Raw genomic sequence first — 25,080 nt, 5'->3', positions numbered from 1 at the left:
AATGCGCGAAGATCGATCCAGGGTCAGTGCCATCGAAGACGGTCGTTTTCGGCTATTGATCGATGCGGTGATCGACTACGCGATCTACATGATTGATCCCGATGGCATCATTATCAGCTGGAATGCCGGCGCCAGGCGTTTCAAGGGATATGAGGAAGCCGAGATCCTCGGTCAGCATTTCTCGCGTTTCTATACCGATGAAGATCGCCGTGCCGGTATGCCCCAGCGGGCGCTGGACACGGCCATTCGCGAAGGGCGCTTCGAGGGCGAAGGCTGGCGGGTGCGCAAGGACGGTACGCGTTTCTGGTCCCATGTGGTCATCGATCCGATCTTCGACCCGTCGGGCACGTTACTGGGTTTCGCCAAGATCACCCGGGACCTGACCGATCGCAAAATGGCCGAGGAAGTCCTCAAGCAGAGCGAGCAGCAGTTCCGCCTGTTGGTGCAGAGCGTTACTGACTACGCGATCTATATGCTTTCGCCGGACGGACGCGTAAGCAACTGGAACCCTGGAGCCCAGCGCATCAAGGGTTACTTGCCGGAAGAAGTCATTGGCCAGCATTTTTCGATGTTCTATACCCCGGAGGATCGCGAAGCCTGCGAGCCACAAAGGACGCTGGACATCGCTGTTCGTGAGGGGCGCTTTGAAAACAAGGGCTGGAGGATGCGCAAGGACGGTACGCGGTTCCTCGCCCACGTCATCGTCGACCCGATCCGGGGTGACACCGGCACCTTGCTTGGTTTTGCCAAGATTACCCGCGATATCACTGAAGTCACGCAAGCGCAGCAGGTGCTGGAGCAAACCCGGGAGGCCTTGTTCCAGGCGCAGAAAATGCAGGCCATCGGCCAGCTCAGCGGCGGGATCGCTCACGACTTCAACAACCTGCTGACGGTGATACTCGGCAATCTGGAAATCGTGCGCAAACGGGTGACGGACGACCCCAAAATAACCCGGTTGATCGACAATGCCACCCAAGGTGCCTTGCGCGGTGTTTCCCTGACCCAGCGCATGCTGGCGTTTGCCCGACGCCAGGAGCTCAAGTCGGAACCGGTGTGGATACCGGCATTGGTGGAAGGCATTTCCGGGCTATTGCGCAGCTCTCTCGGGCCTTCGGTGAAAATCGAAACGCGTTTTCCCGAGGGTCTCGAACCGGTGATGGCTGACCTCAACCAGCTGGAACTGGCGGTCCTGAACCTGGCGACCAATGCCCGTGATGCCATGCCCCACGGCGGGACCCTCATCTTCAGTGCCAGAACCGATGAAGTGACTGACAGCGCCACTTCATCCCTGGCGGCGGGGCGTTACATCTGCCTGAGTATTGCCGATACGGGCGAGGGCATGGACGAAACCACGCTGGCCTCGGCGATGGACCCGTTCTTTACCACCAAGGGCGTGGGTAAAGGCACGGGCCTGGGGTTGTCGATGGTCCACGGCTTTATCGAGCAATTGGGTGGGCGCTTCATCCTCAAAAGCCAGAAGCACCAAGGTACGACCGCCGAACTCTGGTTACCGGTCGCCGCCAGTGATTCGGTCGCCCAACCGGTCGCCAAAACGTTGGCCGTGACGGTGCCTCGCCTGTGCGTACTGGTGGTGGACGATGACAGCCTGGTGCTGACCAGCACCAGCCTGCTGCTCGAGGACCTCGGGCACCGGGTCATCAGTGCGGCCTCCGGTGCCATGGCGCTGGAGTTGTTTGAAAGTGAACCGGATATTGATCTGGTCATCACCGACATGGCCATGCCGCAGATGAATGGCGCGCAACTGGCCAATACCATCAGGACCATGCGACCGAGCGTGCCGATCATCCTCGCCACGGGTTATGCCGAACGGCTGGAAGGCATTGCGGCCCATCTGCCACGTTTGTCGAAACCCTTTACCCAACTCAACCTGGTGGAAGTCATTGCCTTGGCGATGAAGTGACGCGGTGGAGCAAATTGCCCGGTACTTGTAGGAGCGAGCTTGCTCGCGATGGTGTGTCAGCTGAGTGAATGTCGACTGACACTCCATCGCGAGCAAGCTCGCTCCTACAGGGGATATCAGGCCCTGAGATGGCGCAAACTGCGCTCCATCCGTGCAATGCCTTCTTCCAGCAGCGACCGTGGGCAGCCGAAATTCAGGCGCACGAACTGCTTGCAGTCATCGCCGAAGTCCAGGCCGGCGCTCAAACCGACCCTGGCTTGTTCCAGGAAGAACTGCTGCGGGTTGTCCAGCCCCAGTGCCGTGCAGTCGAGCCATGCCAGGTAGGTGCTTTGCGGCAGGTTCATGGTGATGCCCGGCAGGCGGGTGCGCACGGCCTCGGCGAGGAAATCGCGGTTGCCCTGCAGGTAGACCTTAAGCGCGGCCAGCCATGGCGCGGCTTCGCTGTAGGCGACGCGGGTGGCTTCCATGCCCAGCGGATTGACACTGTCGACCATGCCGCAACGGGCGTGGTTGACCTTCTCGCGCAGGTGGCGGTCCTGGATGATCATGAACGAGGTTTTCAGGCCGGCGATGTTGTAGGCCTTGCTCGCCGACATCAGCGTGATGGTGCGCTGGGCAATCTGCGGGCTCAGGGTAGCCATCGGAATGTGCGTGCGGCCGTCGAAGCACAACTCGGCGTGGATCTCGTCGGAAATGATCCAGGCATCATGCTCAAGGCAGATGTCGGCAATGGCTTGCAGTTCTGCACGGGGAAAGGCCTTGCCCAGCGGGTTATGCGGGTTGCTCAGCAGCAGTGCGCCACCGCCTTGCAGTGACTGGCTCAAGGCATCCAGCTGCGTGGTGTAGGTGCCATCGGCTTGCGCTTCGAAATTCAGCTCGACCTTGTTCAGACCCCAATGCCCGGGGGCGTGGCGCAGCGGCGGGTAGTTCGGAACCTGCACGACGACGTTCTGTTGCGGCTGCACCAGGGCCTTCAATGCCATGTTGAAGCCCGACTCGACGCCCGGCAGGAAAATCAGCGCCTGGGGCTCGACGCGCCAGGCGTATTTGTTCCAGAGGTCGGCAACGATCGCCTCGCGCAGGTCCTCCTGGGCCACGCTGTAACCGACCATCGGGTGTTCCAGGCGCTTTTGCAGGGCCTGGATGATCACCGGTGGCGCAGCGAAATCCATGTCGGCGACCCACATCGGCAACACGTCGGCCGGGTAGCGGCTCCACTTGGTACTGCCGGTGTTGTGGCGGTCGAACACCTGATCAAAATCGAAAGTCATGCGGGGTCTCGTAACGGCAGGTTGGTTATGGCGCCATGATAATCGCCAACCCCTGTAGGAGCAGAGCTTGCTCGCGATGGAGTGTCAGTCGACACGTTCTCAGCTGACACACCATAGTCGGAACGCCGCCCGGAGCAAGCTCGCTCCTACAATGGGTTGTGTCCGGGGCCCGACGGTCGGCTGTCATGGTGAATTCGACAGCATTGACTACAGTTTGTAGTGTCGGCAGCCGGACTGCCGCGACCGTGGTTGTTGAAAAAAGCCCGGCCATGTACCGGGCGCCACCTGATCAGGAGTGCACGATGGATCTCAGCCGTCGTCAGTTCTTCAAGGTCGCCGGCATCGGCCTTGCAGGCTCTAGCCTGGGCGCGTTGGGCATGGCCCCGACGCCAGCCTTTGCCGAACAGGTGCGTCACTTCAAGCTCGCCCACACCCATGAAACCCGCAACACCTGCCCGTATTGCTCGGTCGGTTGCGGCTTGATCATGTACAGCCAGGGCGATACGGCGAAGAATGTCGCGCAAAACATCATCCATATCGAAGGCGACGCCGACCACCCGGTCAACCGCGGCACCCTTTGCCCCAAAGGCGCAGGCCTGCTGGACTTCATCCACAGCCCTGGCCGCCTGCAATACCCGCAGACGCGCAAACCCGGCAGCACCGAGTGGACCCGCATCTCCTGGGATGAAGCGCTCGATCGCGTCGCCGACCTGATGAAGGCCGACCGCGACGCCAACTTCACCGAGAAGAACGCCCAGGGCCAAACGGTGAACCGCTGGCTGACCACCGGTTTCCTCGCGGCATCGGCAGCCTCCAGTGAAGCTGGATATATCACCCACAAAGTGGTTCGCAGTCTCGGCATGCTGGGGTTCGATAACCAGGCGCGTGTCTGACACGGCCCGACGGTGGCAAGTCTTGCCCCGACGTACGGCCGTGGAGCCATGACCAATACCTGGACCGATATCGCCAACGCGAATCTGGTTCTGGTGATGGGCGGCAACGCAGCAGAAGCGCACCCGTGCGGCTTCAAATGGGTGACCGAGGCCAAGGCGCACAACAAGGCGCGGCTGATCGTGGTCGATCCGCGTTTTACCCGGACCGCTTCGGTGGCCGACTATTACGCGCCGATCCGTACCGGCACCGACATCGCCTTCATGGGCGGGTTGATCAATTACCTGCTGACCGAGGACAAGATCCAGCACGAGTACGTGCGCAACTACACCGACGTTTCGTTCATCGTCAAAGCCGGCTATGGCTTCGAGGACGGGATCTTCAGCGGCTACGACGCGGCCAAGCGCCTGTACACCGACAAGTCCGGCTGGGGCTATGAACTGGGCGAAGACGGCTTTGCCAAGGTCGATCCGACCCTGCAAGACCCACGTTGTGTCTATCAGTTGATGAAGCAGCATTACAGCCGCTACAGCAAAGAGCTGGCGAGCCAGATTTGTGGCATGCCGGTCGATGCCATGCAGAAAATATGGGAGGAAATCGCCACTTGCTCGCAACCGGGCAAGACCATGACCATCCTCTATGCGCTGGGCTGGACCCAGCACTCGACTGGCGCGCAGATGATCCGCAGCGCGGCGATGGTGCAATTGCTGCTGGGCAACGTCGGCATGCCGGGCGGGGGCGTGAATGCCTTGCGCGGGCACTCCAACATCCAGGGGCTGACAGACCTGGGGCTGTTGTCCAACTCACTGCCGGGATACCTCTCGCTACCCGGCGATGCCGAACAGGATTACAACGCCTACATCGTCAAGCGCACGCAGAAACCATTGCGTCCGGGGCAACTGTCCTACTGGCAGAACTACGGCAAATTCCACGTCAGCCTGATGAAAGCCTGGTATGGCGCCAACGCCACGGCCGAGAACAACTGGGCCTACGACTACCTGCCGAAACTGGACATTCCCCAATACGACATCCTCAAGGTGTTCGACCTGATGGGCCAGGGCAAGGTCAATGGCTACCTGTGCCAGGGCTTCAACCCGATTGCTGCGCTGCCGGACAAAAACCGGGTGACCGCGGCACTGGCCAAACTGAAGTGGCTGGTGGTGATGGACCCGCTGGCCACCGAAACCTCGGAGTTCTGGCGCAATGTCGGGTCGTACAACGATGTGAAGAGTGCCGACATCCAGACCGAAGTCATTCGCCTGCCCACCACCTGCTTTGCCGAGGAGGATGGCTCGCTGGTCAACAGCAGTCGCTGGCTGCAATGGCACTGGAAGGGTGCCGACGGGCCGGGTGAAGCGCAGACCGACATCCGGATCATGAGCGAACTGTTCGTGCGCCTGCGCCAGCGCTATCAGGCCGAAGGCGGCAAGTACCCCGATCCGCTGCTCAAGCTGTCGTGGCCGTACAAGATCCCGGACGAACCTTCGCCCGAGGAGCTGGCGAAGGAAATCAACGGCTACGCCACCACTGACTTCACCGACGCCACGGGCGCGGCGATCAAGGGCAATTCGCAACTGGCCGGGTTTGGCCAGCTCAAGGATGACGGCAGCACGGCGTCCGGCTGCTGGATTTTCTGTGGCAGCTGGACCGAGCTGGGCAACCAGATGGCCCGCCGCGACAACAGCGACCCGTACGGCATGCACCAGCATCAGGGCTGGGCCTGGGCGTGGCCGGCCAACCGGCGGATTCTCTACAACCGCGCCTCGGCGGATTTGCAAGGCAAACCGTGGGATCCGAAAAAACGCCTGGTGTGGTGGAACGGCAAGGCCTGGGCCGGCACCGATGTGCCGGACTACAAGGTCGACGTGCCGCCGGAAGCCGGGATGAATCCATTCATCATGAACCCCGAAGGCGTGGCGCGATTCTTCGCCGTCGACAAGATGAACGAAGGCCCGTTCCCCGAGCACTACGAGCCGTTCGAGACACCGATCGGCATCAACCCACTGCACCCGCAAAACAAGAAAGCCACCAGCAACCCGGCGGCGCGGATTTTCGATTCGGTCTGGGACTCCCTCGGCGTGGCCAAGGATTACCCGTACGCCGCCACCAGTTACCGGCTGACCGAGCATTTCCACTTCTGGAGCAAACATTGCAAGCTCAACGCGATTGCCCAGCCCGAGCAGTTCGTGGAAATCGGCGAAGTGCTGGCCAAGGAAAAAGGCATCGTCGCCGGCGACCGGGTACGGGTCAGCAGCAAGCGAGGCTTCATTGAAGCGGTGGCCGTGGTGACCAAGCGGATTCGCCCGCTGCAGGTCAACAATCAGGTGGTGCACCAGATCGGCATTCCGCTGCACTGGGGGTTCACCGGGCTCACGCGGCACGGTTACCTGACCAACACCCTGGTGCCGTTCCTCGGCGATGGCAACACCCAGACCCCGGAATCCAAGTCATTCCTGGTCAACGTGGAGAAAGTCTAAATGGCCAGCCAAGACATCATCGCCCGTTCGGCCACCACCACAGTCCCGTCCTCGGTACGCCAGCTGGAGGAAGTCGCCAAGCTGATCGACACCACCAAATGCATCGGTTGCAAGGCTTGCCAGGTCGCCTGCTCGGAATGGAACGAACTGCGGGACGAGGTCGGTCACAACCATGGCACCTACGACAACCCGCAGGACCTCACCGCAGAAACCTGGACGCTGATGCGCTTCACCGAGCACGAGACCGACGCCGGCAACCTCGAATGGCTGATCCGTAAGGATGGCTGCATGCACTGCGCCGAGCCCGGTTGCCTGGCGGCGTGCCCCAGCCCCGGCGCGATCATCAAGCACGCCAATGGCATCGTCGATTTCAACCAGGACCATTGCATCGGCTGCGGCTACTGCATCACCGGGTGTCCGTTCAACATTCCACGGATCTCGCAAAAGGATCACAAGGCCTACAAATGTACCTTGTGCTCGGACAGGGTGGCGGTAGGGCTGGAACCGGCCTGTGTGAAAACCTGCCCGACCGGTGCCATCGTGTTCGGTTCCAAGGACGACATGAAGGAACATGCCGCCGAGCGTATCGTCGATCTCAAAAGCCGGGGCTTTGAAAACGCCGGTCTGTATGACCCCGAAGGCGTCGGCGGCACCCACGTGATGTACGTGTTGCACCACGCCGATACGCCAAGACTGTATGCCGGTTTACCCGATCACCCGGCGATCAGTCCGCTGGTCGGGCTGTGGAAAGGCGTGAGCAAGCCGTTGGCGCTGTTGGCCATGGGTGCAGCGGTGCTGGCCGGGTTCTTCCACTACGTGCGCGTCGGCCCGCAAATCGTCGAAGAGGATGAGCATCCGGCCCCGCCGGACAACGCCGTGCACGAAGTCGATCCGTCGGTGCACACCTTCGATCCCCGTGGGGAGGGCAGGCCATGAGCAACAAGACGATCCTGCGCTACACCAGCAACCAGCGCACCAATCACTGGCTGGTGGCGATTCTGTTCTTCATGGCCGGGCTGTCCGGGCTGGCGCTGTTCCACCCGGCGCTGTTCTGGCTGAGCAACCTGTTCGGCGGCGGCCCCTGGACACGCATCCTCCACCCGTTCATGGGCGTGCTGATGTTCGTGCTGTTTCTCGGTCTGGTGTTGCGCTTCTGGCGCGCCAACTACTTCATCGCCAATGATCGCCTGTGGCTCAAGCGCATCGACCGGGTGATGCTGAACAACGAGGAGGGCGTACCGCCCATCGGCAAATACAACCCCGGGCAGAAGCTGCTGTTCTGGACTTTACTGCTGTGCATGCTGGTGCTGCTACTGAGCGGTCTGGTGATCTGGCGTGCGTACTTCAGCGACTGGTTCGGCATCACCACGATACGCTGGGCGATGTTGCTGCATGCGTTGGCCGCTTTCGTGCTGATCCTGAGCATCATCGTGCACATCTATGCCGGCATCTGGATCAAGGGCTCGGTCAGCGCCATGGTGCACGGCCGGGTCAGCCGCGGCTGGGCGAGGAAACACCACGAACTCTGGTATCGCCAATTGACTCAAGATGAGACCCGCGACGAAGCACCCGAGCGACCGATCACCAAAAAGGGCTGACATTTGCCAACCATCCTCGAACCCGGAGAAATCGAAGCGGCGGCCAGTTCGCCGCCGTTTCTGTACATGCCGCCGCATAACCTGTTCAGCCTGCGCGCCCAGCGCCTGGAAACGCTCGCCGAAGGGCACTCGCTGGCCGATTACCTGCGCCTGATTGCCGGGTTGTGCCGGGTGCAGCAGCAGGTGCTGGACGACCCGCCGCTTGGCGAGCCCCTCGACCGGCAACGCATCGAATTGTGCCAGCAACACGGCTTGCCGCCGTTTGCGGCCGACAGCCTGGCACGGGAAGACGATTGGCAGCTTTACCTCGATGCCTTGCTGCAGCGCTATAGCGCACCGGAACCCTGCGCCGTGGCCGATGCCGTGCAAACCTTGCGCCTGGCCGGTGCCGGGCAACGCCGCGCCTGGGTGGTGGCGTTGCTCAGCGGCCAGTATTCGCTGGTGCCGGCGGCGCTGGTGCCGTTTCTCGGTGCGGCGCTGCAAACTGCGTGGAGCCACTGGCTGTTGAGCACGCCGAACCTGGCTCTGACCCCAGGCGACAGCCTCAGCCAGTGCCCGGCCTGTGGCTCGCCGGCCATGGCCGGGGTCATCCGCCATCGCGGCAAGCACAATGGCTTGCGTTATCTGGTCTGTTCGCTGTGCGCCTGCGAGTGGCATGTGGTGCGGGTCAAGTGCGTGTATTGCGAGCAGAGCAAGGGCCTGGAATACCTCAGCCTCGAAGATGACCGCCATGCCGCCAACCAGGCGCCGTTGCGCGCCGAAGTCTGCCCCGGTTGCAACAGCTATCTGAAGTTGCTCTATCTGGAGAACGATGCGGACGCCGAAGCACTGTCGACAGACCTGTCCAGCCTGATGCTCGACATGCGCCTGGCCCAGGACGGTTATCAGCGTTTGGCACCGAATCTGTTGCTGGCGCCGGGAGACGAGTAACCGCAGCGTCTACACTCTGGCGCGACGGTCATTCGTTTTGAGGAGCGCCAGATGCCTGCACGCGGTGCCAGCCAATCCTTGCGTCTACCTTCCATCGACAGTTTGTTGCGGCACCCGGCGTGCCAGCCGTTGTCCGAGCGCTATGGCCGCGACGTCCTGCTGACGGCCTTGCGGCTGTTGCTGGACGAGTTACGCGAAGGGGTGCAGCAAGGTTTGCTCGAACCTGTAGAAGTCAGCGCCGAAGTGCTGGCGGGCAGGGTCGGCGAACGTTTGGCGATCGAGCATCGCAGCCATGTGCGGCGGATGTTCAACCTCACCGGCACGGTGCTGCACACCAACCTGGGGCGGGCATTGTTGCCCGAGGAAGCGATTGAGGCGGTGCAAATGGCTGCCCGCTATCCGCTCAACCTGGAGTTTGACCTGTGCAGTGGCAAGCGCGGTGACCGCGACGACCTGATCGAAGGCTTGATCCGCGAACTGACCGGCGCCGAAGCGGTGACCGTGGTCAACAACAATGCCGCGGCGGTCTTGCTGACCCTCAACAGCCTGGGTGCGCGCAAGGAAGGGATTATTTCCCGCGGCGAACTGATTGAAATCGGCGGCGCCTTCCGCATTCCCGACATCATGGCCCGTGCCGGGGTGAAGCTGGTTGAGGTCGGCACCACCAACCGCACCCATGTCCGCGACTACGAAGCCGCCATCGGCCCACGCAGCGGATTGATCATGCGGGTGCACGCGAGCAACTACAGCATTCAAGGCTTCACCACGAGCGTGCCGACCGCCGAACTGGCGCAACTGGCACACCGGCACGGCTTGCCGCTGCTCGAAGACCTGGGCAGCGGCAGCCTGCTGGACTTGACCCGCTGGGGGCTGCCCGCTGAACCGACGGTGCGTCAGGCGCTGCTCGATGGCGCGGACATTGTCACCTTCAGTGGCGACAAACTGCTCGGCGGGCCCCAGGCCGGGCTGATTGTCGGCCACAAGGAACTGATCGCCAGGATCAAGGAAAACCCGCTCAAGCGTGCGCTGCGGGTCGACAAAATGACCCTGGCGGCCCTGGAAGCGGTGTTGGGTTTGTACCGCAACCCGGACCGACTGGCCGAGCGCTTGCCCAGCCTGCGCCTGTTGACCCGGCCACAGGCCGATATCCTCGCCCAGGCCGAGCGATTGCGGCCAGCGCTGGCTCATGTGTTGGGTGAGGGCTGGTGCGTCAGCGCCATGCCGGCACTGGGCATGATCGGCAGCGGCAGCCAACCGGTGGCGCGGCTGGCCAGCGCGGCGCTGTGTTTGCGTCCTCTGACGTCCAAGCGCTTGCGCGGGCGCTCCCTGTTGACACTGGAAGCAGCCTTTCGCGCCTTGCCGATCGCGGTACTCGGGCGCATTGACGATGACGCCCTGTGGCTGGACCTGCGGCAACTGGACGATGAGCCGGCATGGCTGACACAGCTCGATCAATTGCAGGTGGAGGGCCGGGCAGGGTGATTGTCGGCACCGCAGGGCACATCGACCACGGCAAGACGGCGCTGCTTCAGGCGCTCACTGGCCAAGCGGGTGACCGACGCCGGGAAGAGCGTGAGCGCGGCATGACCATCGACCTCGGCTACCTGTATGCCGAGCTGGAGCCGGGAGCGGGCTTGACTGGTTTCATCGACGTTCCAGGGCATGAGCGCTTCACCCACAACATGCTTGCCGGGGCGCAGGGCATCGATCTGGTGTTGCTGGTAGTGGCCGCCGATGACGGGGTGATGCCGCAGACCCGCGAGCACCTGGCGATTGTCGAGTTGCTGGGCATCCCCCGGGCGCTGGTGGCGATCAATAAGTGCGACCGGGTCGACAGCGCCAGGGTGCAGGTCGTGCGCGATCAGGCCCGCACCTTGCTCGCGCCCGGGCCCTATGCCGATGCACCGCTGATGGCGCTGTCGAGTGTGACCGGCGAGGGCATCGAATCCTTGCGCAAGGCGTTGCTCGATGCCCAGCGTGAAGTGTCGCAACGCAGCACTGAAGGAGGTTTTCGCCTGGCGATCGATCGGGCCTTCAGTGTGGCCGGGGCCGGTATCGTGGTGACCGGTACCGCGCTGTCCGGTCAGGTTGCGGTGGGCGATACCTTGCTGCTGGGGCCACAAGGCAAACCGGTGCGCATTCGTGGCCTGCACGCGCAAAACCAGGCCGCCGACCACGCCGTTGCCGGCCAGCGCGTGGCATTGAACCTGAGTGCCGAACGGCTGGCCCTGGAGCATATCCATCGCGGCCACTGGTTGCTGGCCGCCGGCTTGTACGCACCGACCCAGCGCCTGGACATCGACATGCGCTTACTCCCCGGCGAGCCCCGGGCCTTCGAGCACTTTCAACCGGTGCACGTGCACCTCGGCACCCAGGACGTCACCGCTCGAGTCGCCTTGCTCGAAGGCGTCAGTCTTGCGCCCGGTGGGCGGATGTTCGCGCAACTGCTGCTCAATACACCGGTGCAGGCGGTGAAAGGCGACCCGCTGATCCTGCGTGATCAGAGTGCCCAACGCACCCTGGGTGGCGGCCGGGTGCTCGATCCGTTTGCACCCGCTCGGCAACGTCGCAGCCCCGAACGATTGGCGCAACTGCAGGCGCTGGCGAACAGCGCAAGGCTGGAAGATGTGTTGCCGGCATTGCTGGCCCACAGCGACACCGGGCTGGATCCGCAGCGCCTGGAACGGCAGTTCAACCGACCGCGCAGCAGTTGGACATTGCCCGCTGATGTGCGCTTGATCGACACCCGCCAGGGCGCGTTGCTGTTCAGTGCCAGCCGCTGGGAAGCCTTGAAGGCTGCAGTGCTCGAGCAACTCGAGCGTTTCCATCAGCTTGAAGCGGATCAGATGGGGCCGGACCGGGATCGCCTGCGCCGATTCACCGGTTGTGAGATGGAGCGCTCGACATTCATCAGTCTGCTCGACGAATTGCTGGCCAGCGGCGACATCGCCAGCAACGGCCCGTGGTTGCATCTGCCCGGGCATCAGGTGCGTTTGAGCGAAGAGGACGAAGCCCTGTGGCTGCAATTGCAGCCGTTGTACGAGCAGGCGGGCTTCGCGCCGCCGTGGGTTCGCGACCTGGGGCATGACGAAGCGGCCGTACGCGGGTTGCTGCGCAAAATGGCGCGTCTGGGCTTGATGCATCAAGTGGTGCGGGACCTGTTTTACCCCGACAGCATGATTCGCCGATTGGCGGCTATGCTGTTGCAACTGGCGGACGCCAACCCGGTGATTCAGGTGGCGGCGTTTCGTGATGCGGTGGGCCTGGGGCGCAAGCGCAGCATTCAGATACTGGAGTACTTCGACCGTATCGGCCTGACCCGGCGCTTTGGCGATCGTCGGCAGGTTCGCCCGGACAGTGCGTTGGCCCAGCGCACGGAGCTCTGATACCAGGGCATGATCCAGGGGCATGGTTTCAAGGAAGGCAATCGCGCCCGGTGGCGCGGCCGGGCTTCAAACCCGGTTGGGGACGGCATCCGTTCCCGGGCAGGTTCGACTCCGGCTGCCTTCCGCCACTTTCCGCTCAGAACGGCCCGAAGTTCAACGGATACTGGATGACCACGTACACCCGGTCGATGTCATCGCCGGCCTGGGCCGCGTTCGCCCGGTGCGACACATGGGACAGTTGCAACGACAAACCCTTGGCCGTCCCGGACTGCACGACGTAGTGCAGGTCGATGTCGCGCTCCCAGTGTTTGCCCCCGGCACCTTGTTGCGGCACGAAGGTGCCGGTCGCCGGGTCGAACGGGTTGTAGGCCCCGCCTTGTGGCGCATGCGTGCCGTCGATCTGGTCACCGGTGACGTAACGGGTCATGAACTTCAGGCCAGGTATGCCGAAGGTAGCCAGGTCCAGGTCGTAACGAACCTGCCAGGAGCGTTCGCGGGCGCCATTGAAGTCGGCGTATTTGATCGAGTTGGCCAGGTAAATGGAGTCGCCACCGACAAAATCGAACGGCGTATCACCGTCGATTTTCTGATAGGCCAGGGTGAACGCATGGGCGCCCAGCGTGTATTGACCGGACAGGCTGTACGCGGTGTTGTCGATGGCACCGGCCAGCGCCTGGCCAGTGTCCTTGGTGTGATAGAGGTTGGCGTCGAGGAACACTTCGGACTGCCTGAAGTGCAGGTTGCCGTAGTACTGGTGCCAGGTGTCGGTTAACTCCGAAGCATACAGCGCGCCGCCGACCGGGCTTCGGGTAAACAGGTCGGCGCCGACAAACGAAATGCCGCCGGCCTCGGTGTTGGCGCCATAGCCGAAAAAGTCGCCCTTGCCTGAAGCACTGTCCTGATTCTTGAACGCCGTGAAGTGGCCGGCTTGCAGGTTCATGCCATCGATTTCGCGACTGTTGAGCAGAAAACCGGTGGCGTACTCCGGTTGCAGGCGTTTGTCCGCGGTGTCGAATACCGGAGACTCGACCATCATTTCGCCATACACCAGGGTGGTTTTCGAGGCCTTGAGCTTGATCGCGCCGCCACCGCTGGAGTAGTGGCTTTCACTGCGGCCATCACTGCCCACGGGTAGCAAACCGGTTCCGGCATGGCCCTTGCCGCCATCGAGTTTCAATCCCAGAAAGGCATGGGCATCGAGGCCGAAGCCGACCGTGCCCGGTGTGAAACCGGATTCAAAAGCGCCGATAAAGCCCTGAGCCCACTCGGCTTTGTAGTTCTTGCCGGTCGGCGAGGGGGATCGATAGTCGCTGTTCAGGTAAAAGTTTCGATTGAGCACGCCAAGCGTTGCGCCGTCCAGAAAGCCCTGCGCCGATTCATCCGCCACCGCGTTCCCGGCTGTGCCGGCGAGCAGCACCGATAACCAGAACTGTAATCCGGCCCTGAGGTCTTGCGAGTCACACTTCATCAATCGTTCACCACAGGCACAGGGATGGTGGGTGATGACTCACTGTAGGAGCGAGCTTGCTCCGGGCGGCGTTCCGACGATGGTCTCAAGAGCGCCGCGTTTAGGCAGTAAACACGCGTTATCGTTAACGACCATCGCGAGCAAGCTCGCTCCTACAGTGAATCGTCATCCGCAGTCGCTTGTTTTCTCAACGGACATCTATGACCTTCGGACGCACCAGACATGGTCTTGGCGTAGATCTGGCCCAGACCGGAGGACGCCATGGTTACGTAGATCGCACCGGGAATATTGAATCGGTGTGCTGTCTTTGACTCATTGTGCGCATACGGTGCATTTGCTTCGCCATGCCGCCAAAACAAAATGAGCGCCACTTGGGCGCTCATTTTTTCCAATCCTTTTCAGTTCATTTTCGCCACGGCCGGCGGGGTCCACTGGCCATCGAGTGCGTCTGATTCCGGCCAATAAGCCCGGATGTACAGCGAAAAACCGGTGTCCCTGGGCGAGGGCAGCCAGTTGCTTTCTTTGTCCTTGCCCGGTGATTCGCTTTGCACATAGAGGGTCAACGAGCCATCAGGGTTGGTTTGCAGGGACTTGCTCTTGGTGCCGACGGAATAGCGCTTGCGATCATTGGGGGCGAAGAAGTGTTGTTCGTTGTACAGCGTCAGCGACCAGAAACCCCTGACCGGCGGCAGATTGCGTTTGGCGAATGTCACGCTGTAGTCGTACCGGCCGTTGAGGCGCAGGCCGTTCTCGTCCAGGTCCTGATAGAAGTACTTGGTCTCTTTCTGCCGGTTCACGAATATGTTCGAACGCGCCACGGCGGTACGGCTGAAATAGTCGGTGCCGAACGCTGCCCCGTTGCTCACCGTGCTCCAGTGATCCGGCAATTGCAGGCCATAGTTACGGAACTGCAACAGTGGGTCTATCACGTCGCTGTCGGCCTTTTTCGCCTCGTCGATCATCGCCGCCCGAAGTTGCGGATCGGCCTTGGCGATGCCCCCCAGGACGGCCATTTGCGCGTAACGGACTTCTTCGCCAGGCAATGGCTTGGCGTCCTTGAGCAGGGCCGGCAGTTCGTCGAAAAACTTCTCTGGTACCACCCATCTGGTTTCGGCGTTGCCATCGGCAGCCTGGGCCGGGAATGTCGGTTGTTTTTTCCAGTCGCGCTTTTTGATCTTGCCGTCGTATTGCGACAGTGGGTACATGTCGATGCCCGACAGGGCCGACTGTACGGCCAGGCGGTCGGCGGCGGTGTCGTCCTGAAAGACCCGCGGAATCACGAACCCGGTGTTCGTGCGCGACCGGTATACCCGGGTAATGCCGGGCGGCACCTTGCCGTTCCAGTCCGGGCCGACCAACAGGTAGAAACCTGGCTGGGTGTTATACATTTTGCCCAGCTCGGCGAAGCTGTCGGAACGCAGGTCGACCACCTGATACACCCAGAAGCGGCCGTCGAAATCCGGCACTTGCAGCACCACCGGCTCAAGGTCCAGAGCAATGCTGCCGGCGCCGTACACTACGTCCTGGTTCGGACAGGCCACCAGCCGCTGGGCCGGGTCAATGTAGTCACTGAGCATCGACAACCGGTTGATCGGGGCCACGGGCACAATGCCACCCATCAAGCCGGGCCCGGGCAGGTCTTTGAAAGCCAGGCGACGATTGAAGATGTTGGCCATCGGCCACGCCCAGAAATACGCCTCGCGCGCCAGCATGCGCACGTATGGCTCAGTGACTTTGGTGCCGGCGACGGGGCCTGGGACCGGGCTGGCGACGGTGGTCTCGACAGCGCGGCTCTGGGCACCCATCAGGGGGGTAGCGGCGAGCGTACTGGCGACCGTAAAGGCAAAGAGGGCGTGGTGCCGGGGCAAACGAATCATGAAGCGTCCTTACCTGATAGCAGTCACCCGATGCAGGTGGGTTGCTGAAAAGATAGCTCACGTTTGCTGCAGCGATGAGGGGAGGGCTGTTACCCATCGACCTCCATAAAAAGCGGCCCGTTTACGCAAACGAGCCGTGCGGTGGAGGTCGCTGTTCGAGGGACAAGCGCGTAACCCGAATCAGCCCTCAAAGATGGTCCGCATCGATCACCGCCTTGGCGAACGCCTGCGGAGCTTCCTGCGGCAGGTTGTGGCCGATGCCGCCGCTGATCAGCCGGAATTCGTATTTGCCGGTGAAACGCTTGGCATAGTCTTCGGGCGCAGGGTGCGGTGCGCCATTGGCATCGCCTTCCAGAGTAATGGTTGGCACGCTGATGGACGGTGCCTTGGCCAGTTTCTGCTCCAGCGCTTCGTATCGGCTTTCGCCCTGGACCAGGCCCAGGCGCCAGCGGTAGTTGAATATGGTGATGTCGACATGGTCCGGGTTGTCCAGTGCCTGGGCGCTGCGGTCAAAGGTGGCGTCATCGAACGCCCATTTCGGTGAAGCCAGTTGCCAGATCAGCTTGGCGAAGTCGTGGGTGTTTCGCTCGTAACCGGCCTGGCCGCGGTCAGTGGCGAAGTAGAACTGATACCACCACTGCAATTCCGCCTTGGGTGGCAGCGGGTTCTTGCCGGCCGCCTGGTTGCCGATCAGATAACCGCTGACCGAGACCAGTGCCTTGACCCGCTCCGGCCACAGCGCCGAGACAATGTCGGCCGAACGCGCACCCCAGTCATAGCCACCGAGCACCGCTTGTTTGATCTTCAGCGCGTCCATGAAGTCGATGACATCACTGGCCAGCGCAGCCGGCTGGCCGTTGCGCAAGGTTTCTTCGGATAGAAAACGCGTATCGCCATAGCCGCGCGCATAGGGCATCAGCACCCGATAGCCCTTGGCGGCCAGCAACGGCGCGACCTCGTCATAGCTGTGAATATCGTACGGCCAGCCGTGCAGCAGGATCACCACCGGCCCGTTGGCCGGACCCGTTTCGGCGTACGCCACGTCCAGCAGTCCGGCGTTGACATGCTTGAGCGGGCCGAAGGGCGAGGGCGCCGCCTGCGTGGTGGCGGCAGGGGTCGTAACTGGCTGCGCGGTGGCGGTCGTTTGCGCATGGGCCGCGCCGAACACGCCGAACAGCGCAAGCGCGAGGATCGAAGGGCCGACCAGGTGACGGCGAGTGTAGCGGGGGTTGCTATTGCGCAGTGCCATGTTCATGGGATGTCTCCATTACCAGCCATGGGTCAGGGGGCCCGTCTGAGCCCCTTCAAACCTTGCTTGCATTGAAACGCGGCAACGTATCGGGCCTGTGTCGAATCGACGGCCGGATGAAAGTCAGTGTATCGGGCAGACGCGCTGACACACTGTGATACACGACGTAACCTTAGCTTCTTTTCAACTCGATCGACACACACAACCCGCGCCTGGTCGTCTCATCCGAGTAACCCAGGCGCACCCGAGCGCTCATGCGCTCGGCAATGGCCCTGACGATGGACAGCCCCAGCCCGGAACCTGCTTCTTCGGTACCCACGCTGCGATAGAACGGATCGAACACGCGCGTTTGTTCATCGGTGGTGATACCCGGTCCGGAATCCTTGACCTGAAGGGTCACGGTTTCCTGCGCCAGCTCCGCCGACAGGTCGACGCGTCCGCCGCAAGGGGTGTAGCGGATCGCGTTGTCCACCAGATTCTTCACCAGGATCAGCAGGTCCATTTCGTTGATGACGAGCTGCACGTCTTCGGTGCTTTCAACACCGATGTCGATGTTCTTGCGCTCCGCCAGGGGCAACAGGTCCTCCAGCACCCGTCGATAGACCTCATGCACCGAAACCGTAGTCTGCGGCCGTTCGGCGTTCGATTGCGCGGCGGCCAGGGCCAGCAACTGATCGATCAGCTTTCTGCTGCGCTCTATGCCGCGCGACAGCGGCAGCAGACGCTCGACGGCTTGCGTCGGCATTGGCGTGGCCTTCAGTCGCTCGGCTTGCAGGGACAGGGCGGTCATGGGCGAGCGCAGTTCGTGGGCGGCGTCGGCGATGAAGCGGCGCTGGGTTTCCATGGACTGCGCAACCCGCGCCAGCAAACGATTGATGGCCACGACGAAAGGGCGGATTTCGGTTGGCAAATGGTGCTCGTCGACCGGGTGCAGGGCCTATTGGTCACGTCGATCAATTTCGTCGGACAGGGTCGCGATGGGGCGAAACAACTTGTGCACCAGATCACTCACCACCAGCAACAGCACGGGAAACAGAATGAGAAACGGCAACAAGCTGCGCAAGGCACTCTCGCGCGCCTCCTTGTCGCGAACACCTGTCTCCTGGGCGACGACGATGCGCTCCCCACGGGCGGTGGTCCTGACCAGTGCGCGAAAGTCTTCCCCGGCGATATTCAAGGTCGACAGACCATCGGCCAGCGTCGTGGGGAAGGGCAGCGGTATGACGCTGTCGTCAGTGCGGCCGGCGGCTTTGCTGCTGTCGGCCAGGTATTGCACGATGACCCGGGACTCTTCGTCGTCACCCGGAATTGTTTCAGCTGCAGGATAGCGCAACGTCATCTGCTGCCGATCGAACAGGATGGCTACCCGACGCAAGGTTTCGTCCTGCATTTCGTGGGCTTCGTCGAGCGCCGAAACGAACGCAAACACTCCGGCTAACACTGCCACGATCAGGATGGCCAGCGACAACGCGACCGACAGCCGTACCTGCACCGAGTCGCTCAAGCGCTTTTTGAAACCATCCATCCCATACCCCTGACGTTCTTGATGACCTGGTTGCCCAGCTTGCGTCGCAGCGAATGAATCAGAAACTCCACGGCGTTGCTTTCCACTTCGTTGCCCCAGCCGTAGAGGCGGTCTTCGAGTTCGCTGCGCGAGAGGATCGCCCCCGGGCGGATCAGCAGGGCCTGCAGCAGGGCGAATTCTCGGCTGGACAGTTGCACGCCGGGGTTTTCGGCAGTACTCGCCTGTTTCGACACCAGGTCCAGTGCCACCACGCCATTGTCCAGCAATGACTGGGCGCTCCCGCCATTGCGGCGCAGCACGGCGCGCATGCGGGCCAGCAGCTCTGCCATGTCGAAGGGTTTGAGCAAGAAGTCGTCGGCACCTCCGTCGAGGCCGCGCAAGCGATCGTCGAGGCTGTCCCGTGCGGTGATGATCAGCAGAGGCACAGGGTTGTTGCGACCGCGAATGCTGTCGAGCACATCGAGCCCGTCCTTGCCTGGCAACCCGAGGTCCAGCAGCACCAGGTCGTAGGGCTGGGTCTCGAGCGCCGAGAGTGCGGTAAGGCCGTTTTTCACCCAGTCGGTCGCGTAGCTCGCATCAGTCAGCGCGCCCTGGATGGCGTCCCCGATCATCGGGTCATCTTCGACCAGCAATATGCGCATGTCCCGCTCCGAATAAAAAAAAGGCGCGGCGGTCTTGACCGTCGCGCCTGTATTGAAGCACCTGTACCGGCGTTTGTCCGCCCGGTTATTACGCGCCTTTCATCGAATCGAAGGCCTTCATCAGCTCGTCCATGCGGGCCTTGCAATCGTTCTGTTGCGGATTGCTGGTACGCAACGCGTCGAGCGCGCGGTCAATGGCCTTGTCCACTACATGCCAGTCGCTGGCAGCGCGAGGCTTGATGCCGGCTTCGGCCGAGTCCCAGGCGCTCTCCAGATCCTTGATGCGGGCTTTCGCGCCCGGCAGGTCGTTTTTATCGACGATCGTGGCAACGTCGGCGGCAATGGTGCGGAACTCGGACAAGTCACCCAGTTTTGAACCGGATTGGGTTTGTGCACTCATCGCACCGGACGGGGCGCCAGCAACGGGCTTGTCGGCGGGTTTCGAGCAGCCGGCGGCGACGCTCAGCAGAAAAATCGACGAGACAATGGCGACGTGGCGAATGATGTGTTGAAAAGGGCGCATGACGATTCCTTGATGGACTATTAAGCGTTACTGAGTGACGAGTTTGCGGTTGCCGACGCTGATCTGCGCGACCGCAACCAGCAGGACGATGACGCACAGGAAGATCGCGCTAGTCCAGGTGGCGCCCATGCCGAGGCCACCATAGGTTTTGGACTGGGTCAGCAAATCGCCCAGAGAAGCACCGAACGGGCGGGTCAGGATGTAGGCGACCCAGAAGGCCAATACCACATTGGCGCCCAGACGCCAGGCCACCAGGGTCGCGGCGATCAGCGCGCCGAAAATCACGGCGCCGAGGGTGAAGCCCAGGCCGAGTGCTTCGGTGGCCAGGTCACCGGCCGCCGTACCGAGGGCAAAGGTGCAGAGCACGGTCGTCCAGTAGAACCATTCCCGTCGCGGTGTGACGATTTCGCGGATCGACAGGTTGTGTTCCACCCGATACCAGACGAAAAAATTGAGTGCCAGCAGGACAGAAAACACAGCCGTGCTGGTGTACAGACTGACGTCTAGAACGTCGGTCAGGATGTCGGTGAGCTGCGTCCCGACGATGCTCACCAGCACCACGGTCAGCCAGTAGATCCAGGGCGAACAGGCGGTTTTGCGCATCTGTATGAACAGCGCGATGGCCAGCAATGTCGCCATGCCGACGCTGGTCCAGCCCAGGCCGAGGCCGGCATCGACAGCGAGGAAGTCCGCGCCGGTTTCACCCACCGTCGTGGACAGGATCTTGATCACCCAAAATGACAGGGTCACCTCGGGTACTTTGTTAAGCCATCCGGCTGTATCGAGTTTCATGGGCGGGGTGCCTCTCCTGTGCAGCGCCGAACTTGCGCAAGGGAGACGATACGCAGCGAAACTTAGCTGAGACTGAGGGGCAGGGAAGTCGACCGGTTTTGTGCTGCGGTTTCGAAGTTCAGGTTGACTTCAGGTCAACAAAGCGTGCTTTTGGCGGGACAGGGTACCGGGGCAGAATAAAAGCCAACTCGACTAAAGCACTACTTATTCGAGTCATGTCGATAAGCGCTGCGTATGGCGGCCGATCTTCGGTTGTGGGAATCTCGGCTGATGTTTCACTCTGATCATCGGAGTGGGTGCCCGGCAAAGGCTATGGCACAACAGAAGAAGCGCAAACCGATATCGTGCGCTTCTTCATGTACTACAACCGCACAAGGCTCTACTTGGTGTTATTGCTTGTGGGCGATATTCTGGATCAAGCAATATCCTCGATTTCTAACAGCGCAGAACAATCGCTCGCCACTGGTGACCTTTTTGAACTTATCTTGCAGGCGGCTAAGGCTCATCCCCAGGCCGCAGTACTGATTCGGCTCTCTACCGATGCTTCGAATCAACTCCTCTTTGCTCACCACCCGGTCATCTGCTTGCACTAGAGTGCTTACCAAAACCGATTCGATGCCTGTGAGGATGACCTTTACATCATCCTTCATCAGCACCTTATGGCTGATGTCTAACTTCCAGTTTTCCTTACTGGGCACGGTCATTTGCAGTTCCTTCTGTTGAATGCAGGTTTCACTTCCCCTGTATAGCGTTCCTCGCCATGCGTAGAGGCGTGCTCATCAGTTCAAATCGTACCCAGCGGTACGGATCAGGACACGATCAAAAGACTGTTGAATACACGTATTCAAAGATGCCACCGGGAACGGTAATTTTGCAAGCTAATTGAAATCCAGATATCCCTATCTATTATTTTTTTTTTTTTTTTTTTTTTTTGGTGAGGAAGGAAAGAATATATGACGCAATATTCGCGACCTGCGGTTATATTCTAGGCATAATTACACATTCTTTCCATAAAGTTAATAAGCGATGGTTCTTGTCATTGCCGACGGCTCTATAAAGTCCTGCGATTCATTCTTCTGTTTCTGAGTTATTTTTTTGGTGATTTTGCGTTTTTTGTCGACTTTGGCTCAAACCGCTATAGCACTCCCTTACTAGCCTCAAGGGAGTGCTGAGCCACCCCATATTTTATGTGTAGGGGGGAATTTGCAAACGTCTAACCACTGAACCCTTTCAGGCTCGACGATCGAAAAAATGGCCCATCAGCTTCAGCAGCGGCCGGCGTCGATTTTTCCAGGCAAAGTCCCATTCATTGATTTGCGATGCCGTCGGACTGTCTTGCTGTTGATTCAGCAGGCTGTGGACCTTGGACAGGCGATACCAGGGCACCGAGGGGAAGGCGTGGTGAACGACATGCAGGTTGAAGTTCAGGATGATAAAGCGCGACCAGAGCGGCAGGCTTTTGCAATCGTGGGATATGGCGTCCTGTTCCCAGTACTGAAGTCGATCGGCATCCTTGGGTAATAGCGGGGCCTCGGCGTGGTGGGGCAAGTTCAGCAACTCCACCATAAAAAAGAGAAACACCCAAGTCACCAGATAAAAGACCACCAAGTCCGCCAGATGACCGAAGGCCAGAGCAACCCCGGCCATCACCAGGTAACCGATCAGGTAGATACCAGGAACGAAACGAATCTCTTTGATTATTCTCGCTGAGCTGTTCCCTGAGTGCGTGCGACAAAGGGCGCTCGCCAGTTGGAGAAATGGTTGGCGGCGATCATGGGGATCCAGTGCTTCCACATGAACTCCAGCCTCCGTTCCTGTTTCTTGGTCATGACCGAGAACTTCTCGATCATGTTTTTGTTTTCCGGATCGTTGATCGGGTGGGCCGCCCAAGTGTGATGGGCCATGTGAAATCGGCGCCGCACCAGAAAGGGCAGGGCGATCAGCCAGCCGCTGAAATGGCCGATGAAGTTGTTGAGGCTGCGATTGTCGGAGGCCGCGCCGTGCAACGCCTCATGCAAGATAAGATAGACCTGCAGAACGGAAAATCCGGCCAATACCAAAGCCAGCCCTTGAAGGATCGTGGATGAACTCAGCCATAGGTTCCAGGCCAGGGTGAGAACCAGCAGGTCAACTACCCACAGTATGACTGTCCAAGGTTCTTTGGCGCCGTCAGGGATCTGTTTTCGAATAACAAGCCATTGCTCTTTGGTCATTTTCTGAAGTATCCAATAGTCATCTGTCTAGGGATGTATGGCGGTCGAATAGATAGAGTTTGTTTTTAATTGGGGCTGATATTGCAAAGATGGTTGGCCAGCCTGGAGTAGGCTTGGTCAAAGAACATCACCTCGGCATCGAAGCCATGGCTTCGTGGCACCTGAGGAAAGTCCTGAAGCACCAGCAAGATGCAGTCGTATCTGGCGCCATCCTGCTGGTACCAGGCGGGGAGGTAGGCGGTAATCGAGAATCCCAGCCTGATCATGCTGCTGATAAGTTCCAGTTTGTCGGCAAGAACACAGGCACTGACGTACTCGGCACTTTTCCAGTGCTGCAGAAGAGTCTTGAGTTCATCCATGATTCCCTGTCCCGTTTCGCTTGCTCCAACATAACCGGACAACATCAGGGCCTTGGCAGCAGTGTCGTAGGAGTAGAGAAATGCCCCGTGCTGATCGGTCCCTTTTGGTCCAGTCAGGTGGGTGGCTGGATAAGCATCGGATACCGGTTCAAGCCCCAGAGGCTTATACAGGTAGTCGCTTATGAACTCAGTGCCGGATTTGCTGGCATACCAGGGCGCTATATGACGGAAGCCGTCCGCGGCCCGAGGATGTATGGCGGTCAGGTGATATTCCCTTATGCCATCGACCATATCCGGGCCACCGTCATGGCCCACTAGCACGGCCGCTCTGATCTTCTTCATGACCGAGTGACTGGCTATATTCCGAGTGATATAGAACCCCAGCTCGGTGGGGTCAGTGAAATGACTTCCCAGGCCGAGTCTTACCAGGCTGGATATGAGGCCTGCTCTGCGGGTGTCTGGATGCACCACCCCGTAACACACTTCCACAGACTGGTTCCAGGGACGGCGGGCGATACATAAGCAGCCCACAATCAGCGAGTCGATTTCGACGATGAACCACTTCTGCAACCCGGAAATCATTGCGTTGTAGATATAGATCGGATTCTGGCAGGGATGGGTCGTTTGCCCATAGGTAACACTGAATAACTCTGCGAGGCTGTTTACATCCTCGGTTCTCCCGGGACGCAGGATAAAACCAGGGGATTGCTGCTCGACACCCAGGGGCAGGGGAGCTACTTGATCCAGATAGATCATTTCGGTCATGGCGGCACACCAAGTTTTTAATGTTTGGTTTTTTATTCGTGACGAGCGAATGCAGTGCGTCGTTAGTGGCGCACGCAATAGAAGAGGGGCGTCAACTTGCAGGTAGCCGCGGTGGCTCTCTGCGAACGTCAATACGCGAGTGGTCGGGGTTGTTCTGGTAGGCTTTTGCGCGGTTCATCTGTAGTTCATCCTTGATCGTGTACATCATGCAACTCCTGTTTTTAGCTCTGGCAGACTGGATTCCTTCCAATTTGCCGCAGATCGACTATAGATACTCATTGTGGCCTGTCAAATGGATTCGGCGAATTTATCGTGTACCCTCGATTCGGTGATCGTCAAGGGCTCTCAGGTTCCTTATCAACATAACTAAACTAAAGAGACATTTAGTTTGGTTATTATTTTCGATCATAAAATAACTGGCTGCTGAAGGGGCAGTTCATCTCAACATTAAACGCACTAGATCCATTCGAGTTAAGCTCTGGTTTAAAATTTCAATCTGGAGTAAGCCTAATGCAGCACCACCTAACGCCATGGATGCTCGAGAGCGCTTACCGTTATTTGAAGGCTTCAATACATCTTAGACGTGGTCATGACATGCTGGACATTGCGCAGATCAATGCTGCGAACAGCATGGAAATCCTGCTGAAAAAGCTTCGTATCAAAGCCCGATTACAAGCTTGGCCAGGTCAATGAAACCTACAAACTGGACGACGATGCGCTTGAAGCTGCACACGAGCATTTGAAAACAGTAGAGAGATCTCCGGTTAACCGCAGATACCCGAATAGGCACGATCTGCTGACGCTGTTTTATGCGATACCTGAACCGATCCGGCAGCGTATTCGGCTTGATCGCCGTGAGCATTGGATCGAGAAATATCGCGACGTTTTCACCAATGCGCGTTATCGATTTGGGAAAAGTGCCGCTAAAGGTTCCGATGACATTTTGATCGGGATCCTGGACGAGCTGATTGATGACGTGGTGGACTGGTATCGCGAACTGGGCTGCAAAGACATGAACGGTAGCGTTCAAATCTAAGCGTTAACGATCAGCACCAAATGAACGAGGGTTCGTTCATGGCTGATCGGAGATCTGCCAGCCGATGAAGGATATCTCTCAGGCGTGTTCGATATGTCGCGTCAGTGTCGGGCTGCATAAAAAATGACAGAGAGTAAGGTCTTGATAGAATTGAAAAA

The 25,080-nt window shown here is 60.0% G+C and carries 20 protein-coding genes, 1 tRNA gene and 1 pseudogene; 9 read left to right on the top strand and 13 right to left on the bottom strand.

Going from position 1 to position 25,080, the window contains the following annotated elements:
- Position 1: 1 nt before the first annotated feature.
- Complete coding sequence (locus tag RS887_RS21550; protein ID WP_322616949.1) at positions 2 to 1,921, top strand: PAS domain S-box protein; 1,920 nt, start codon at positions 2 to 4, stop codon at positions 1,919 to 1,921.
- Positions 1,922 to 2,037: 116 nt separating this feature from the next.
- On the opposite strand, the gene RS887_RS21545 is transcribed toward RS887_RS21550, so the two are convergent.
- Positions 2,038 to 3,192 carry a PatB family C-S lyase gene (locus RS887_RS21545; protein ID WP_322616948.1) on the bottom strand — a complete coding sequence of 385 codons (1,155 nt, stop codon included), beginning with the start codon at positions 3,190 to 3,192 and terminating at the stop codon, positions 2,038 to 2,040.
- Positions 3,193 to 3,494: 302 nt separating this feature from the next.
- On the opposite strand from RS887_RS21545, the gene fdnG reads away from it, so the two are divergent.
- The 7 genes from fdnG (at position 3,495) to RS887_RS21510 (ending at position 12,602) form a co-directional block, all read left to right on the top strand.
- Entirely contained in the window at positions 3,495 to 6,560 is a 3,066-nt protein-coding gene (gene fdnG, locus RS887_RS21540) for a formate dehydrogenase-N subunit alpha (protein ID WP_322616947.1), read from the top strand.
- Positions 6,561 to 7,496 (top strand): formate dehydrogenase subunit beta, encoded by a 936-nt coding sequence (gene fdxH, locus RS887_RS21535; protein WP_111283872.1) that lies wholly within the window; start codon positions 6,561 to 6,563, stop codon positions 7,494 to 7,496.
- Positions 7,493 to 8,158, top strand: a complete 666-nt coding sequence (locus RS887_RS21530) for a formate dehydrogenase subunit gamma (RefSeq protein ID WP_322616946.1) — start codon at positions 7,493 to 7,495, stop codon at positions 8,156 to 8,158. The genes fdxH and RS887_RS21530 overlap by 4 nt, the downstream gene beginning before the upstream one ends.
- Before the next feature lie 3 nt (positions 8,159 to 8,161).
- On the top strand, positions 8,162 to 9,088 hold the full coding sequence (gene fdhE / locus RS887_RS21525; RefSeq protein ID WP_322616945.1) for a formate dehydrogenase accessory protein FdhE: 927 nt from the start codon (positions 8,162 to 8,164) through the stop codon (positions 9,086 to 9,088).
- 51 nt (positions 9,089 to 9,139) lie between these two features.
- Positions 9,140 to 10,570, top strand: a complete 1,431-nt coding sequence (gene selA, locus RS887_RS21520; RefSeq protein ID WP_322616944.1) for an L-seryl-tRNA(Sec) selenium transferase — start codon at positions 9,140 to 9,142, stop codon at positions 10,568 to 10,570.
- Positions 10,567 to 12,474 (top strand): selenocysteine-specific translation elongation factor, encoded by a 1,908-nt coding sequence (selB, locus tag RS887_RS21515; RefSeq protein ID WP_322617296.1) that lies wholly within the window; start codon positions 10,567 to 10,569, stop codon positions 12,472 to 12,474. The genes selA and selB overlap by 4 nt, the downstream gene beginning before the upstream one ends.
- 32 nt (positions 12,475 to 12,506) lie before the next feature.
- Positions 12,507 to 12,602: transfer RNA gene (locus RS887_RS21510), tRNA-Sec, on the top strand.
- Between the two features lie 8 nt (positions 12,603 to 12,610).
- Here RS887_RS21510 and RS887_RS21505 read toward each other — a convergent pair.
- The 12 genes and pseudogenes from RS887_RS21505 to RS887_RS21450 form a co-directional block, all read right to left on the bottom strand.
- Positions 12,611 to 13,942 (bottom strand): OprD family porin, encoded by a 1,332-nt coding sequence (locus RS887_RS21505; protein WP_322616943.1) that lies wholly within the window; start codon positions 13,940 to 13,942, stop codon positions 12,611 to 12,613.
- 152 nt (positions 13,943 to 14,094) lie between these two features.
- Positions 14,095 to 14,325: a hypothetical protein gene (locus RS887_RS21500; protein WP_322616942.1), complete on the bottom strand. Its 231-nt coding sequence runs from the start codon at positions 14,323 to 14,325 to the stop codon at positions 14,095 to 14,097.
- 15 nt (positions 14,326 to 14,340) lie between these two features.
- Positions 14,341 to 15,819, bottom strand: coding sequence for a DUF1254 domain-containing protein (locus tag RS887_RS21495; RefSeq protein ID WP_322616941.1), 1,479 nt, complete (start codon positions 15,817 to 15,819; stop codon positions 14,341 to 14,343).
- A gap of 187 nt (positions 15,820 to 16,006) precedes the next feature.
- Positions 16,007 to 17,074 (bottom strand): alpha/beta hydrolase, encoded by a 1,068-nt coding sequence (locus tag RS887_RS21490; protein WP_322616940.1) that lies wholly within the window; start codon positions 17,072 to 17,074, stop codon positions 16,007 to 16,009.
- 166 nt (positions 17,075 to 17,240) lie between these two features.
- Positions 17,241 to 18,593, bottom strand: a pseudogene (locus RS887_RS21485) (ATP-binding protein).
- The gene (locus tag RS887_RS21480) at positions 18,569 to 19,234 is read right to left on the bottom strand and encodes a response regulator transcription factor (protein WP_322616939.1); all 666 of its coding nucleotides are present in this window, start codon (positions 19,232 to 19,234) and stop codon (positions 18,569 to 18,571) included. The pseudogene RS887_RS21485 and the gene RS887_RS21480 overlap by 25 nt, the downstream one beginning before the upstream one ends.
- A gap of 88 nt (positions 19,235 to 19,322) precedes the next feature.
- Positions 19,323 to 19,757, bottom strand: coding sequence for a hypothetical protein (locus tag RS887_RS21475; RefSeq protein WP_322616938.1), 435 nt, complete (start codon positions 19,755 to 19,757; stop codon positions 19,323 to 19,325).
- 27 nt (positions 19,758 to 19,784) lie between these two features.
- The gene (locus RS887_RS21470; RefSeq protein ID WP_322616937.1) at positions 19,785 to 20,549 is read right to left on the bottom strand and encodes a hypothetical protein; all 765 of its coding nucleotides are present in this window, start codon (positions 20,547 to 20,549) and stop codon (positions 19,785 to 19,787) included.
- 389 nt (positions 20,550 to 20,938) lie between these two features.
- The gene (locus tag RS887_RS21465) at positions 20,939 to 21,253 is read right to left on the bottom strand and encodes a winged helix-turn-helix domain-containing protein (RefSeq protein ID WP_322616936.1); all 315 of its coding nucleotides are present in this window, start codon (positions 21,251 to 21,253) and stop codon (positions 20,939 to 20,941) included.
- Positions 21,254 to 21,779: 526 nt separating this feature from the next.
- Entirely contained in the window at positions 21,780 to 22,343 is a 564-nt protein-coding gene (locus RS887_RS21460) for a fatty acid desaturase (protein WP_322616935.1), read from the bottom strand.
- Positions 22,247 to 22,762: a fatty acid desaturase gene (locus RS887_RS21455; protein ID WP_322616934.1), complete on the bottom strand. Its 516-nt coding sequence runs from the start codon at positions 22,760 to 22,762 to the stop codon at positions 22,247 to 22,249. The genes RS887_RS21460 and RS887_RS21455 overlap by 97 nt, the downstream gene beginning before the upstream one ends.
- A 65-nt stretch (positions 22,763 to 22,827) precedes the next feature.
- On the bottom strand, positions 22,828 to 23,886 hold the full coding sequence (locus tag RS887_RS21450; RefSeq protein WP_322616933.1) for a hypothetical protein: 1,059 nt from the start codon (positions 23,884 to 23,886) through the stop codon (positions 22,828 to 22,830).
- Between the two features lie 739 nt (positions 23,887 to 24,625).
- Between RS887_RS21450 and RS887_RS21445 the strand changes: the two genes are divergently transcribed.
- A complete protein-coding gene (locus RS887_RS21445; RefSeq protein WP_322616932.1) occupies positions 24,626 to 24,922 on the top strand; it encodes a hypothetical protein in 297 nt (98 codons plus the stop codon).
- Positions 24,923 to 25,080: the final 158 nt, after the last annotated feature.

The sequence above is a fragment of the Pseudomonas sp. BIC9C genome, from assembly GCF_034541995.1.
Taxonomy (GTDB): domain Bacteria; phylum Pseudomonadota; class Gammaproteobacteria; order Pseudomonadales; family Pseudomonadaceae; genus Aquipseudomonas; species Aquipseudomonas fluorescens_CC.
This window is presented reverse-complemented; position numbering and strand designations above follow the sequence as displayed.

Coding starts and splice junctions, on each gene's coding strand:
- RS887_RS21550 (WP_322616949.1), top strand. CDS start 2: ATGCGCGAAGATCGATCCAGGGTCAGTGCCATCGAAGACGGTCGTTTT.
- RS887_RS21545 (WP_322616948.1), bottom strand. CDS start 3,192: ATGACTTTCGATTTTGATCAGGTGTTCGACCGCCACAACACCGGCAGT.
- fdxH (WP_111283872.1), top strand. CDS start 6,561: ATGGCCAGCCAAGACATCATCGCCCGTTCGGCCACCACCACAGTCCCG.
- RS887_RS21530 (WP_322616946.1), top strand. CDS start 7,493: ATGAGCAACAAGACGATCCTGCGCTACACCAGCAACCAGCGCACCAAT.
- selA (WP_322616944.1), top strand. CDS start 9,140: ATGCCTGCACGCGGTGCCAGCCAATCCTTGCGTCTACCTTCCATCGAC.
- RS887_RS21505 (WP_322616943.1), bottom strand. CDS start 13,942: ATGAAGTGTGACTCGCAAGACCTCAGGGCCGGATTACAGTTCTGGTTA.
- RS887_RS21500 (WP_322616942.1), bottom strand. CDS start 14,325: ATGAGCGCCCAAGTGGCGCTCATTTTGTTTTGGCGGCATGGCGAAGCA.
- RS887_RS21495 (WP_322616941.1), bottom strand. CDS start 15,819: ATGATTCGTTTGCCCCGGCACCACGCCCTCTTTGCCTTTACGGTCGCC.
- RS887_RS21490 (WP_322616940.1), bottom strand. CDS start 17,074: ATGAACATGGCACTGCGCAATAGCAACCCCCGCTACACTCGCCGTCAC.
- RS887_RS21480 (WP_322616939.1), bottom strand. CDS start 19,234: ATGCGCATATTGCTGGTCGAAGATGACCCGATGATCGGGGACGCCATC.
- RS887_RS21475 (WP_322616938.1), bottom strand. CDS start 19,757: ATGCGCCCTTTTCAACACATCATTCGCCACGTCGCCATTGTCTCGTCG.
- RS887_RS21470 (WP_322616937.1), bottom strand. CDS start 20,549: ATGAAACTCGATACAGCCGGATGGCTTAACAAAGTACCCGAGGTGACC.
- RS887_RS21465 (WP_322616936.1), bottom strand. CDS start 21,253: ATGACCGTGCCCAGTAAGGAAAACTGGAAGTTAGACATCAGCCATAAG.
- RS887_RS21455 (WP_322616934.1), bottom strand. CDS start 22,762: ATGACCAAAGAGCAATGGCTTGTTATTCGAAAACAGATCCCTGACGGC.
- RS887_RS21450 (WP_322616933.1), bottom strand. CDS start 23,886: ATGACCGAAATGATCTATCTGGATCAAGTAGCTCCCCTGCCCCTGGGT.